This is a genomic window from Candidatus Pelagibacter sp. (assembly GCF_052049575.1).
GTDB lineage: Bacteria > Pseudomonadota > Alphaproteobacteria > Pelagibacterales > Pelagibacteraceae > Pelagibacter.
This window is the reverse complement of the sequence record NZ_JBNGZQ010000001.1, coordinates 261,095-272,451: the sequence shown is the minus strand read 5'-3', so window position 1 is coordinate 272,451 and position 11,357 is coordinate 261,095. Positions and strand designations below refer to the sequence as shown.

General features: G+C 31.4%; 15 protein-coding genes. 11 read left to right on the top strand and 4 right to left on the bottom strand.

What is annotated here, in order from left to right:
- The first annotated feature begins 34 nt into the window (after positions 1-34).
- On the top strand, positions 35-439 hold the full coding sequence (locus ACTT9C_RS01425; RefSeq protein WP_440922724.1) for a DUF2721 domain-containing protein: 405 nt from the start codon (positions 35-37) through the stop codon (positions 437-439).
- On the opposite strand, the gene ACTT9C_RS01420 is transcribed toward ACTT9C_RS01425, so the two are convergent.
- The 4 genes from ACTT9C_RS01420 to ACTT9C_RS01405 are packed head-to-tail and all read right to left on the bottom strand — an operon-like array spanning position 436 to position 3,210.
- On the bottom strand, positions 436-1,407 hold the full coding sequence (locus ACTT9C_RS01420; protein WP_440922723.1) for a quinone oxidoreductase family protein: 972 nt from the start codon (positions 1,405-1,407) through the stop codon (positions 436-438). The genes ACTT9C_RS01425 and ACTT9C_RS01420 overlap by 4 nt on opposite strands.
- A 3-nt stretch (positions 1,408-1,410) precedes the next feature.
- Positions 1,411-2,247 (bottom strand): pirin family protein, encoded by an 837-nt coding sequence (locus ACTT9C_RS01415; protein WP_440922722.1) that lies wholly within the window; start codon positions 2,245-2,247, stop codon positions 1,411-1,413.
- A 36-nt stretch (positions 2,248-2,283) separates the two neighbouring features.
- Entirely contained in the window at positions 2,284-2,523 is a 240-nt protein-coding gene (locus tag ACTT9C_RS01410) for a CDGSH iron-sulfur domain-containing protein (RefSeq protein WP_440922721.1), read from the bottom strand.
- A 24-nt stretch (positions 2,524-2,547) separates the two neighbouring features.
- On the bottom strand, positions 2,548-3,210 hold the full coding sequence (locus ACTT9C_RS01405; RefSeq protein ID WP_440922720.1) for a haloacid dehalogenase type II: 663 nt from the start codon (positions 3,208-3,210) through the stop codon (positions 2,548-2,550).
- Positions 3,211-3,227: 17 nt separating this feature from the next.
- Between ACTT9C_RS01405 and ACTT9C_RS01400 the strand changes: the two genes are divergently transcribed.
- The 10 genes from ACTT9C_RS01400 to ACTT9C_RS01355 are packed head-to-tail and all read left to right on the top strand — an operon-like array spanning position 3,228 to position 11,341.
- Entirely contained in the window at positions 3,228-3,929 is a 702-nt protein-coding gene (locus tag ACTT9C_RS01400; protein WP_440922719.1) for an RsmE family RNA methyltransferase, read from the top strand.
- A gap of 60 nt (positions 3,930-3,989) precedes the next feature.
- Positions 3,990-4,802, top strand: coding sequence for a cytochrome c oxidase subunit II (gene coxB / locus ACTT9C_RS01395; protein WP_440922718.1), 813 nt, complete (start codon positions 3,990-3,992; stop codon positions 4,800-4,802).
- A 2-nt stretch (positions 4,803-4,804) separates the two neighbouring features.
- Positions 4,805-6,439, top strand: a complete 1,635-nt coding sequence (ctaD, locus tag ACTT9C_RS01390) for a cytochrome c oxidase subunit I (RefSeq protein ID WP_440922717.1) — start codon at positions 4,805-4,807, stop codon at positions 6,437-6,439.
- Between the two features lie 20 nt (positions 6,440-6,459).
- The gene (cyoE, locus tag ACTT9C_RS01385) at positions 6,460-7,371 is read left to right on the top strand and encodes a heme o synthase (RefSeq protein WP_440922716.1); all 912 of its coding nucleotides are present in this window, start codon (positions 6,460-6,462) and stop codon (positions 7,369-7,371) included.
- Positions 7,368-7,493 carry a serine protease gene (locus tag ACTT9C_RS01380; protein ID WP_085149179.1) on the top strand — a complete coding sequence of 42 codons (126 nt, stop codon included), beginning with the start codon at positions 7,368-7,370 and terminating at the stop codon, positions 7,491-7,493. Before cyoE ends, ACTT9C_RS01380 begins: the two co-directional genes overlap by 4 nt.
- Positions 7,490-8,023 carry a cytochrome c oxidase assembly protein gene (locus tag ACTT9C_RS01375; protein WP_440922715.1) on the top strand — a complete coding sequence of 178 codons (534 nt, stop codon included), beginning with the start codon at positions 7,490-7,492 and terminating at the stop codon, positions 8,021-8,023. Before ACTT9C_RS01380 ends, ACTT9C_RS01375 begins: the two co-directional genes overlap by 4 nt.
- 8 nt (positions 8,024-8,031) lie before the next feature.
- Entirely contained in the window at positions 8,032-8,820 is a 789-nt protein-coding gene (locus ACTT9C_RS01370; RefSeq protein WP_440922714.1) for a cytochrome c oxidase subunit 3, read from the top strand.
- A gap of 8 nt (positions 8,821-8,828) precedes the next feature.
- Entirely contained in the window at positions 8,829-9,482 is a 654-nt protein-coding gene (locus tag ACTT9C_RS01365) for an SURF1 family protein (RefSeq protein ID WP_440922713.1), read from the top strand.
- A complete protein-coding gene (thrC, locus tag ACTT9C_RS01360; protein ID WP_440922712.1) occupies positions 9,483-10,856 on the top strand; it encodes a threonine synthase in 1,374 nt (457 codons plus the stop codon). It abuts the gene before it with no gap.
- The gene (locus tag ACTT9C_RS01355) at positions 10,853-11,341 is read left to right on the top strand and encodes a redoxin family protein (RefSeq protein WP_440922711.1); all 489 of its coding nucleotides are present in this window, start codon (positions 10,853-10,855) and stop codon (positions 11,339-11,341) included. The genes thrC and ACTT9C_RS01355 overlap by 4 nt, the downstream gene beginning before the upstream one ends.
- Positions 11,342-11,357 lie beyond the last annotated feature (16 nt).

Below are 11,357 nucleotides of genomic sequence, written 5' to 3'. Positions count from 1 at the left end.
AACAAAGCCAAGATTGATAATCAAACTGATTCGTATGAATATTGATTATACTGTAACTGCATTAATGTTTCCCGCAATACCATTGATGATGGCAGTTTATAGTAATAGATTTCATTCATTAAGTATCCTTATAAGACAACTTCACGATGAGCATGTATATGAAAAGCATATACCACCCGAGTGGAAAAAGCAGTTTATAAATTTAAGTGGAAGAATAACTCTTTTAAGGTGGACAATTTTATTTGCATCTTTTGGCTTTCTGTTTAACATGTTAACTGTTTTTGCTCTTTACTTTGATGAAGTTTTTTTAGCGAGAATTATTTTCGGGTCATGTTGTTTGTCGATGATTGTTTCAATACTATTTTTTATTAGAGAGATTCACATTTCAACAAATGCTCTCAAGTTACACATGTCTGATATGGATGTAAATGTTGATTAAGGAATTATAACCGCTGGACCAGTTAATTCTCTTGCTTCTAGATCTTTATGAGCTTGAGTAGCATCCTGAAGTGAATACTTCTTTGAAATTTCAATATTAAACTTTTTTGATAAAACTGCGTCGAAAACTTTTTTTGCTGACTCTACAAGCTCCTCTCTTTTTACGGTGTAATGAGCAATAGATGGTCTTGTAAAAAAAAGACCTTTTGCATTTATATCTTTTTTAACATCTATGGTATCAACATAACCTGAGGCATTTCCAAAAGCTACCATCATTCCTCTAATCTTTAAAGTTTCGATTGATCCTTTAAACGTTTTGATGCCAACACCATCGTAGACAACATCAATACCGTTTTTACCAACAATTTTTTCCACCTCTTCAACAAAATTTTTTTCAGAATAATTAATTACATGGTGGCATCCATTTTTTTTAGCAATTTCCTCCTTGGCTTTTGAGCCAACAGTCCCAATAACTTCAGCACCTAATGCATTAGCCCATGGACATAAAATCTGGCCTAATCCACCTGCAGCAGCATGATATAAAACTTTATCACCTTTTTTTAATGGATAAGCTCTAAACAATAGATACTCTGCAGTAATTCCTTTTAATGTAACACAAGATGCTACTTCATCAGAAACTCCATCAGGAACAGAAACCAACTTTTCTTCAGGCATTATTTGTTTCTCTGAGTATGCCCCAATAGGCATTGATGCATGAGTAACTCTATCGCCAACTTTAAATAATTTTACTTCAGAACCAACTTCCTCAATTACCCCACAAGCCTCAAGTCCAATACCGCTTGGTAATGGAATAGGATAAAGACCTGTTCGATGATATACATCTATAAAGTTGAGACCAATTGATAAATTTTTAATTAAAACTTCTTTTGGTCCAGGCGTTCCCAATTTAACATCTTTAATAACCAAAACTTCTGGTCCACCAAATTTATCTATTTGAATTGATCTCATTATTTACTTTACGAATGTACCATTATGATAGTCTTGAACAGCTTGCAAGATCTCTGCTTTAGTATTCATTACAAATGGTCCACCTCTAGCTATTTCCTCATTAATAGGCTTTCCGGAAATGACTAAGAATTTAGCATTAGATTGTGCTCTAACTTTTAAATCCTCACCTCTTGATAGTAAGATCAAAGTACTATCTTTAACTTTTTCATGTTTTTTTTCACCAATTTTTATTTCACCTTTTATAAGATAGATAAATGTATTGTGCGTAGTTGGAAGACTAAATTTAAAATCTTTATTTTTATCTAATTCGACATCAAAATAAATGGGCGCAACATTATGCCCTTTAACCGGACCTTCAGCTTTTTCAAATTTACCTGCAATAACTTTTACTTGCTTATCATCATCTTTGTGAACACTCATTTTATCTGCATCAATGTATATATATTCTGGTTTACTCATTTTTAATTTTGCTGGCATATTTATCCATAATTGAAATCCATGGAGTTTTCCCTCTTTCATAGCAGGCATTTCAGAATGAATAATTCCACTTCCTGTTTTCATCCATTGAACATCGCCAGCTGTCATTCTACCTTTTCCGCCAGTACTATCTTCGTGCTCAAAGTCACCAGCAAGCATATAAGTTACAGTTTCAATTCCTCTATGTGGATGTGGAGGAAACCCTGCAATATAATCTTCACTATTTTCTGAACCAAATTCATCAAGCATTAAAAAAGGATCAAAATAATTTGGTTCCACACCAATACTTCTTTTTAATTTAACTCCAGCTCCATCTGATGCTGGTGTTGGATCAATAATTTTGTTTACTTCAATATTTTTCATCAGATTAAAATAGTTAATCTATTTTGATTTGCAATATTACTTTTTGTTATGTGAGCCATCACAAAAAGGTTGATCATTTGTTTGTTTGCATACACAAAAGAACACTCTTTTTGTTAACTCAGCTTTATAAGCCAAGGGTTTAAATTCTGTTCCTTTATGCGAACCATCACAAAATGGCTGCATAAAACTTTTACCACAACTACACCAGTAATAAGATTTTCCCTGTTCAACTTCTATAGCTAATGCGCTATCTCCAGCTCTTTGTCCTTTATTCATAATTCATATTATCTGCATTTCTATTTAAATTAAATCTATAAGTTCGCTTAAATTTTTGATTTGATTATTGGGTTGGTAATCAAGATTGTCAAAGATATTATTATTACGGTTTACCCAAATAGAATAATAACCATAATTTCCACCTCCTGAGACATCCCAAGTGTTCGCACTTAAGAAAGCTACTTCAGTGCTTTTAATTTTGTACTTTTTGATAGGCAAGTCATAAACTTTTGAATTTGGTTTATAAATTCCAACTTCCTCTATTGAAAATAAATCATCAAATAAATTTACTAGATTATTACTCTCAACTAACTCTTTCAAAAGAGATGGGGTTCCATTTGAAAGTATAGCTAATTTAAAATTCTTTTCTTTTAATTTTTTAAGAGTTTCTGGAACCTCTTTAAAAGGTGAAAGAACTTTATATAAATTCAATAATTCACTTTTCATTGAGGAGTCTATATCAAAAGTTTTCATTGATTTATCTAAACTATCTTCTGTAATTTGCCAAAAATCCTTATGTCTTCCCATTAGGCTTCTAAGCCAGGTGTATTCTAGTTGAGTTGTTCTCCAAAAATTTGCAAAACCTTCCCACTTGGCTCCAATCTTACCTTTACATTGTTCAGCAGCTGAATTGACATCAAACAATGTACCATAAGCATCAAAAATTATTGCTTTAATATTTTTCATAAATTAACTTAACACAAATGAGTAATATTAGATTATTTTTTTCTGATACTTTATCAGCAAACATGATTGATAAACTCAATAAGGATCAATCACATTATTTAAGTAAAGTAATGAGAGTAAAAGAAAATGAGATTTTCTCATTGTTTAATAAAGAGGGAGAGTGGGAGGCAAAAATTTTAGGAATATTTAAAAATACTGTTGAATTTAAAATAATAAAACAGCTAAGACAAAAAGAGATAACTAAAGAATTATGGATAGCATTTTCTCCTATCAAATCAAACTATCAGAATTTTATGTTGCAAAAAGCCACAGAGCTTGGAGTTACAAAATTTTTACCAATTATTTTTGATAGAACAGTTGTTAGAAAGATCAATAAAGATCGCATCGAAAAAATTGTAATTGAAGCTAGTGAACAATCAAACCGTATCAATGTACCAACAATTGAAAGTGCTCAAGATTTAAATAGTTTTTTAAAAAAAAATTCGATGGATCTAATTTTTACAGATTTGAATTCAAATATTAAAAAAATTGATAAATCAAAATTTACAGATAAGCCTGTTTGTATAATTATAGGTCCAGAGGGAGATTTTTCAGAGACTGAAAGAGAGAAGATTCTCTCTTTTAAGGGCGTTCAACCTATTAAAATTAATGAGAATATTTTAAGGTCAGAAACGGCTGTCATATCTACAATTTCGATCGTAAATTATGTGATTAATTGATAAATTGTCGCGAAAACTAAAGTGTAATTTTTATAAAAGAGCTTTATATAGCTATTAAAAATGAAAAAATTTTTATTTATATTTTCATCGCTGTTCGTATCACAAAAGGCTTTTGCTAACCAGCCTGTTGACTGGCAACTAGGTTTTCAAAAAGCTGCTTCAGAGTCAATGAGAGAAATAGTTGCTTTTCATGATTACCTATTATTACCTATAATAGTTGCAATAAGTGTTTTTGTTTTATTTTTAATGTTATACGCGTGTGTAAGATTTAGAGCTTCAGCAAATCCAAATCCATCTAAAAGAACTCACAACGTTGCAGTCGAAGTTTTATGGACATTAATACCATGTTTAATTTTAATTGTAATTGCAGTTCCTTCATTTAAAATTCTATACAAACAAGATGCAATACCAAAAGCAGATCTAACAATTAAAGCAATCGGTTATCAGTGGTATTGGGGATATGAATATCCTGATGAAAATATTATTTTTGAGTCGTACATGGTTGAAGATAAAGATCTAAGACCAGATCAACCTAGACTTCTAGCAGTAGATAACGAAGTTGTTGTGCCAGTTGATAAAGTTGTAAAAGTTTTAATCACCGCGAACGATGTATTACATGCTTGGGCTTTACCGTCGTTTGGTGTAAAAAGAGATGCTGTTCCTGGTAGAATTAACGAGACATGGTTCAAAGCTGAAAAAGTAGGAACTTATTATGGTCAGTGCTCTGAACTTTGTGGTATTAAGCATGCGTTTATGCCCATCTCCGTTAAAGTTGTAACTGAAGAGGAATACGAGGATTGGTTATCTGAGGCAAAGAAAAAATTTGCAAAAGAGGAAATAGAAAATAATAATCTTAAATTAGTGAGTAAATAAATATGTATACACAAACAGCTTCACACGACGATCATCATACACCAACAGGTTGGAAACGTTGGGCTTATTCTACAAATCATAAAGATATAGGAACAATGTATTTAATTTTTGCAATTGTTGCAGGAGTTATTGGAACTGCATTTTCAGTTTTAATGAGAATGGAGTTAATGCATCCAGGTGATGGAATTTTGGGAGGTAATTATCATTTGTACAACGTGTTAGTGACAGGTCATGGATTAATAATGATCTTCTTTATGGTAATGCCAGCTATGATAGGTGGTTTTGGAAATTGGTTTGTTCCAATTATGATTGGTGCACCTGATATGGCATTCCCGCGAATGAACAATATTTCTTTTTGGTTATTACCCGTTTCATTAACATTATTGATATTATCAATTTTTGCAGATGGCCCTCCAGGACAAACTGGAGTTGGAGGTGGATGGACGATTTACCCTCCTTTATCATCAAAAGCTGGTCAGCCTGGGCCTGCAATGGATTTGGCAATTTTAAGTTTACATTTGGCTGGTGCTTCATCAATTTTAGGAGCAGTCAATTTTATCACAACAATTCTTAATATGAGAACTCCTGGAATGACTTTACATAAGATGCCATTATTTGCTTGGTCAATTCTAGTAACAGCTTTTTTATTGTTATTGTCTTTACCAGTTCTAGCAGGAGCGATAACAATGTTATTAACTGATAGGAACTTTGGAACTGCCTTTTTTGAAGCTCAAACTGGAGGAGACCCAGTGTTGTTTCAACATTTATTTTGGTTCTTTGGTCATCCAGAAGTTTATATTCTAATTCTACCAGGATTTGGAATGATTAGTCATATTGTTTCAACATTTTCAAAGAAACCAGTTTTTGGTTATTTAGGCATGGCTTATGCGATGGTCGCAATCGGAATAGTTGGCTTCGTAGTTTGGGCCCACCATATGTATACTGTTGGATTAAGCACAGATACAAAAGCTTATTTCTTAGCAGCTACTATGATTATTGCTGTTCCTACTGGTATAAAAATTTTTTCTTGGATAGCTACTATGTGGGGAGGATCGATCTCATTTAAAACTCCAATGATGTGGGCGCTAGGTTTTATATTTATGTTTACAGTTGGCGGAGTGACAGGAGTAGTTTTAGCAAATGCAGGAGTAGATACTGCAATGCACGACACTTATTATGTGGTGGCTCACTTTCATTATGTTCTTTCATTAGGAGCTGTATTTGCAATATTTGCTGGTTTCTATTATTGGTTTTCAAAAATGTCTGGTTACGAATATTCAGAGTGGCTAGGTCAATTACATTTTTGGTTAACTTTCATTGGTGTAAATTTGATTTTCTTTCCACAGCATTTTTTAGGATTAGCAGGCATGCCTAGAAGATATGCAGATTATCCAGATGCGTTTGCAGGTTGGAATTATATTTCTTCAATAGGATCCTATATAGCAGTTGCAGGGTTAGCTGTATTTTTTGTGAATTTGATTTATGCTTTTGCAAAAAAGAAAGCAGCAGCTCAGAATCCTTGGGGAGAAGGGGCAACAACTTTAGAGTGGACCGTTCCATCTCCACCAAATTTCCACACTTTTGAGGAATTGCCAAAGTTTGTAGATGATCAAGAGACTGGAAAATCTCATAGCTAGGGTTAAAAGTTTTGGATTAGATGAGTAGTTTGAAATTAAAAAAAGATAATCTATCTCAGGAAGACTTACTAAATTTTTCTGAATTATTTAAATTAATGAAACCAAGAGTAATGTCGCTTGTGATATTTACTTGTGCTGTAGGATTATTAACAGCTCCAACTATGGTTTCAACCCAAGATGCAATAATTGGAATATTACTAGTTTCGATGGGTGCAGGAGCAGCAGGAGCATTAAACATGTGGTATGAGTCTGACCTTGATGCTTTAATGAGTAGAACTTGCCTAAGACCAATACCAACAGGTAAAGTTAATAAAAATCAGGCTCTAATATTTGGAATAACCTTATCGGTTATTTCAGTAGTTGCACTAGATTATTTTACAAATCGAGTATCTGCAGGAATATTACTTTTTACTATTATATTTTATGTTTTAATTTATACAATTTGGCTGAAAAAAAGAACCTCACAGAATATTGTTATTGGTGGTGCGGCTGGAGCTCTTCCTCCTGTTATAGGCTGGACTATTGCTACTGGATCTTTATCTCTTGAACCTCTTGTATTTTTTTTAATTATTTTTTTTTGGACACCATCACATTTTTGGGCATTAAGCTTATATAAATCAGAAGATTATAAAAGAGCTAATATACCCATGCTTCCCCTAACAAATGGTATAGAGAGCACTAAAGTAAATATTTTTGTCTACTCTTTGATAATGCTTCCAGTGATAATTTTTCCATATATAATTAACTTTGTTGGACTTGTTTTTCTTATTCCGTCATTGTTATTAACTATTTATTATAATTTTCTATGTTTCGATCTTTATAAATTTAAAAAAAATAAATTTAGTGCAAAAAAAGCTAAATCAATATTTGGCTATTCTATTTTATATTTATTTTTGGTTTTTGTGCTTTTTCTGATAGATAAGATTTTATGATTATACCAGATAAAAAAACTAAGAAAAAAAATATCAAGACAGCATTAGCGATCATTGCTTTCATGATTTTTCTGTTTTTATTTACGTTATATAATACTGGAGTTTTTGATAGAGCAATATGATACAAAAAAAAAATCTTACACCATTAGTTCTTATAGGGATATTTGTATTTATGTTAGGTCTATCCTATGCTGCAGTACCTTTATATGATTTATTTTGTAGAGTAACAGGTTTTGGAGGTACTACTCAAATTTCAAACAGCGCTCCTAAAATAGTTCTTAACAAAGTTGTGAGTGTTAGATTTGATACTAATGTGAATAATTTACCTTGGGATTTTAGAGCAAAATTAAATGTTATGGATGTGAAAGTTGGCCAAGTTAATAAAATAGAGTTTGAAGTTGAAAATTATAGTAGCGAACCAACTGCTGGTGTAGCAAGTTTTAACGTATCACCAGCAAGTTTTGGGAAATATTATAGTAAACTTGGTTGTTTTTGTTTTGAAAAACAAGAATTAAAGGCAGGAGAAAAAGCCACCTATGTAATGACTTTTTATCTAGACCCTGAAATGATTAATGATCCAAGTGTCAAAAACCTAGAGGATGTAACTATGTCGTATACTTTTTTCTCGACAGATTATTATAAACAATCATAATTCAAAAAATGTCAGCTGAAAAAAAACATGATTATCACTTAGTGGACCCAAGTCCTTGGCCTATTTATGTTTCATTCTCTTGCTTAGTATTAGCTATAGGTGCTGTGTATTATATGCATTCAGATGTTTCATGGGGAATGTATCTTGGATTAGCGCTTTTAATTTATGGCGCATATATGTGGTTTAGAGATGTGGTCATTGAAGCAGAACATCAAGGTCATCATACACCAGTAGTCCAAATTCATCACCGTTATGGAATGACTTTATTTATCGCATCTGAAGTAATGTTTTTTGTTGCTTGGTTTTGGGCTTACTTTGACGTTAGTCTTTTCCCAAATGATTTTGTAGGAAACGTATGGCCACCTAAAGATATTGTGACTTTTGATCCTTGGGATATACCTTTAATTAACACATTAGTTTTACTTTTATCAGGCACAACAGTTACTTGGTCTCACCATTCATTATTAGAAGGTGATAGAAAAGGTTTTATACAAGGATTAGTGCTAACAGTAATTCTTGGAGCATTTTTTACAGCACTTCAAGCATATGAATATCATCATGCCACATTTGCTTTTTCAGATCATATTTATGGTTCTGTTTTTTATATGGCTACAGGCTTTCATGGTTTCCATGTTATAGTTGGAACAATTTTTTTAGCAGTATGTTTATGGAGAGGAAAATTAGGTCATTTTACCAAAGATCATCATTTTGGTTTTGAAGCAGCTGCATGGTATTGGCATTTTGTTGACGTTGTTTGGTTATTTTTGTTTGCTGCAATATATATTTGGGGAAGTTAATTTGATCCTTGAAAAATAAGTTTTTATTTTCCGTCTTTATAATTTTCTTTATTTTTATTTTTATTGGACTAGGTACATGGCAAATTATCCGTCTAAATTGGAAAAATAATTTAATTTTAGAGATTGAAAATTCGTTAAAAAATCCTCCAGTGGAATTAGCTGAGTCAAAAAAAGAAAATTTTCTCAAAATTAAAACTTCAGGGTCTATAGATTTCGATAAGCAAATTTATTTATACAATTTAAATGAGTCTGGTACTCCTGGGTTTGAAGTAATAAATCCAATTATGATTGGGGATGAAAATTTTTTAATAAATAGAGGTTGGATACCATTCGAAAAGAAGGGCACTCAAGAAATAAATGTATTTGATCAAAAAAATATTATTGGAACCCTAAAATTACAAGGTAGAAAAAATATCTTTAAGCCAGATAATGATTTAGATGAAAATTACTGGTTTAGTTTAAATAGAGAAGATATCTTAAAATTTACAGGTAAAAATTTTTCTAAATATATTATTTATTTAGATGGAAATTATCGGTTACCTAGACCAAAAAAAATTACTGCAAATATTTCTAATAATCATCAAAAATACGCTATTACTTGGTTTTCATTAGCGCTTTCAATTCTTTTGCTATATTTATATTTTAGAAAAAAGAATTATTAAATGAATTACATTAGTACAAGAAATAATCAAAAAAACTTTTCTTTTAAAGATGTTTTTCTCAAAGGATTGGCGGACGATGGAGGACTTTTTGTTCCTAAATCAATTAAACAATTCCAAAAGGAGGAATTAGATAATCTAAAAAATCTTAGTTACAATGATTTAGCTACTAAAATAATTTATCCATTTATAGGAGACTTCATGTCTAAAGATGATCTAATCTCGACGATCTCAAAATCATATTCAAATTTTAGATCTGACGATGTTGTTAAAATTTCAGGTCTAGGAGATCTAAAAGTATTAGAACTATTTCATGGACCCACACTTGCTTTTAAAGATATCGCAATGCAACTGATTGGTAATTTTTATCAATACCATTTAGATCGTGATCAAAAAAAAATTAATATAATAGTAGCAACCTCTGGTGATACGGGTGCAGCTGCTATAGACGCTTTGAAGGGAAAAAATAATTTAAATGTTTTTGTCTTACACCCCAATAATAAAATTTCACCAGTTCAAAGAAGACTAATGACAATACATGAAGAGAGTAATGTATTTAATATAGCGGTGGAGGGTAATTTTGACGATTGCCAAAATTTAGTAAAAGCCATGTTTAGCGACGAAAAATTTTCTAAAGCAATTAATATGTCAGGAGTAAATTCAATCAATTGGGCAAGAATTATTGCTCAATCGGTGTATTATTTTTACGCTTACTTTAAAATTGGAAATGGTCAACCTCTATCCTTTTCTGTTCCAACAGGAAACTTTGGTGATATTTATGCTGGTTACTTAGCAAAAAAACTAGGCCTTCCAATTGATAAGCTAATCGTAGCTACAAATAAAAATGACATACTTCATAGAGCCATATCAGGTGGCGACTATAGTCAAAAGAAAGTTGAGGAAACAAATACTCCAAGTATGGATATACAAATAGCAAGTAATTTTGAGAGGCTTTTATATGATATAAAAGATTGTAACTCAGAAGTTACAAAAGATGTAATGGCTGAAATAAAAAATAATACCTATAAAATTGATAAAAACGATTTAGATAAAATCAAAAAGAATTTTGTATCTGAGATGCTTGATGAAAACGAAACTGTTGAAATGATAAAAACTATAAATAATGAACATCAGATGGTAGTTGATCCGCATACCGCGGTAGGTATTGGAGCTGTTAGAAAATTAGGATTAGAAAAAAATTGTGTTGTATTATCAACTGCACATCCGTGTAAATTTCCAAAGGCAATAGAAGATGCAATATCAAAAACTGAAAATTTACCAGAAAGTCTTAAATATGTTTATGAGAGAAAAGAAAAATTTGAACTTCTTTCAAATGATATTGAAAAAGTTAAAAAATATGTAATGAATTCGATATGAAAATTAAAACAAAAGATCAACTTCCAGATACAGAGATTTTTCAACTTATTGATGGAGAGCCTCAAAAAAGTAACTTAAGAGAAATCATAGGTAATGGAAAAATTGTTTTGTTTGGTTTGCCTGGAGCATTTACATCAACTTGCTCCAAACTTCACTTACCAGGTTTTGTAGCAAATGCAGATAAAATCAAAGCAAAAGGAATAGAAAATATATTTTGTTTATCAGTCAATGACCCTTATGTAATGAATGGCTGGGGAGAGATTAATAATACTGGAGATAAAATTAAAATGTTATCTGATCCATATTTATTATTTACGAAAGCAATTGGTGCGGAAGTTGATCGTAACGCAAAAGGAATGGGAATTAGATCAAATCGTTATTTAATGGTGATTGAAAATTTCACGATTGTAAATATTCATGTTGAAAAAGAAACTAAAGAATGTGATTTAACTTCAGCAGAGAACTTATTAAATAATCTAATCTAGGAAGGTGCGTTCTCTT

What these genes read in the sequence shown, in the direction of transcription:
- thrC (WP_440922712.1), top strand. Translation starts at nt 9,483, where the DNA reads ATGAATTACATTAGTACAAGAAATAATCAAAAAAACTTTTCTTTTAAA.
- ACTT9C_RS01370 (WP_440922714.1), top strand. Translation starts at nt 8,032, where the DNA reads ATGTCAGCTGAAAAAAAACATGATTATCACTTAGTGGACCCAAGTCCT.
- cyoE (WP_440922716.1), top strand. Translation starts at nt 6,460, where the DNA reads ATGAGTAGTTTGAAATTAAAAAAAGATAATCTATCTCAGGAAGACTTA.
- ACTT9C_RS01405 (WP_440922720.1), bottom strand. Translation starts at nt 3,210, where the DNA reads ATGAAAAATATTAAAGCAATAATTTTTGATGCTTATGGTACATTGTTT.
- ACTT9C_RS01380 (WP_085149179.1), top strand. Translation starts at nt 7,368, where the DNA reads ATGATTATACCAGATAAAAAAACTAAGAAAAAAAATATCAAGACAGCA.
- ACTT9C_RS01400 (WP_440922719.1), top strand. Translation starts at nt 3,228, where the DNA reads ATGAGTAATATTAGATTATTTTTTTCTGATACTTTATCAGCAAACATG.
- ACTT9C_RS01415 (WP_440922722.1), bottom strand. Translation starts at nt 2,247, where the DNA reads ATGAAAAATATTGAAGTAAACAAAATTATTGATCCAACACCAGCATCA.
- ACTT9C_RS01410 (WP_440922721.1), bottom strand. Translation starts at nt 2,523, where the DNA reads ATGAATAAAGGACAAAGAGCTGGAGATAGCGCATTAGCTATAGAAGTT.
- ACTT9C_RS01420 (WP_440922723.1), bottom strand. Translation starts at nt 1,407, where the DNA reads ATGAGATCAATTCAAATAGATAAATTTGGTGGACCAGAAGTTTTGGTT.
- ACTT9C_RS01425 (WP_440922724.1), top strand. Translation starts at nt 35, where the DNA reads ATGAATATTGATTATACTGTAACTGCATTAATGTTTCCCGCAATACCA.
- ACTT9C_RS01355 (WP_440922711.1), top strand. Translation starts at nt 10,853, where the DNA reads ATGAAAATTAAAACAAAAGATCAACTTCCAGATACAGAGATTTTTCAA.
- ACTT9C_RS01375 (WP_440922715.1), top strand. Translation starts at nt 7,490, where the DNA reads ATGATACAAAAAAAAAATCTTACACCATTAGTTCTTATAGGGATATTT.
- ctaD (WP_440922717.1), top strand. Translation starts at nt 4,805, where the DNA reads ATGTATACACAAACAGCTTCACACGACGATCATCATACACCAACAGGT.
- coxB (WP_440922718.1), top strand. Translation starts at nt 3,990, where the DNA reads ATGAAAAAATTTTTATTTATATTTTCATCGCTGTTCGTATCACAAAAG.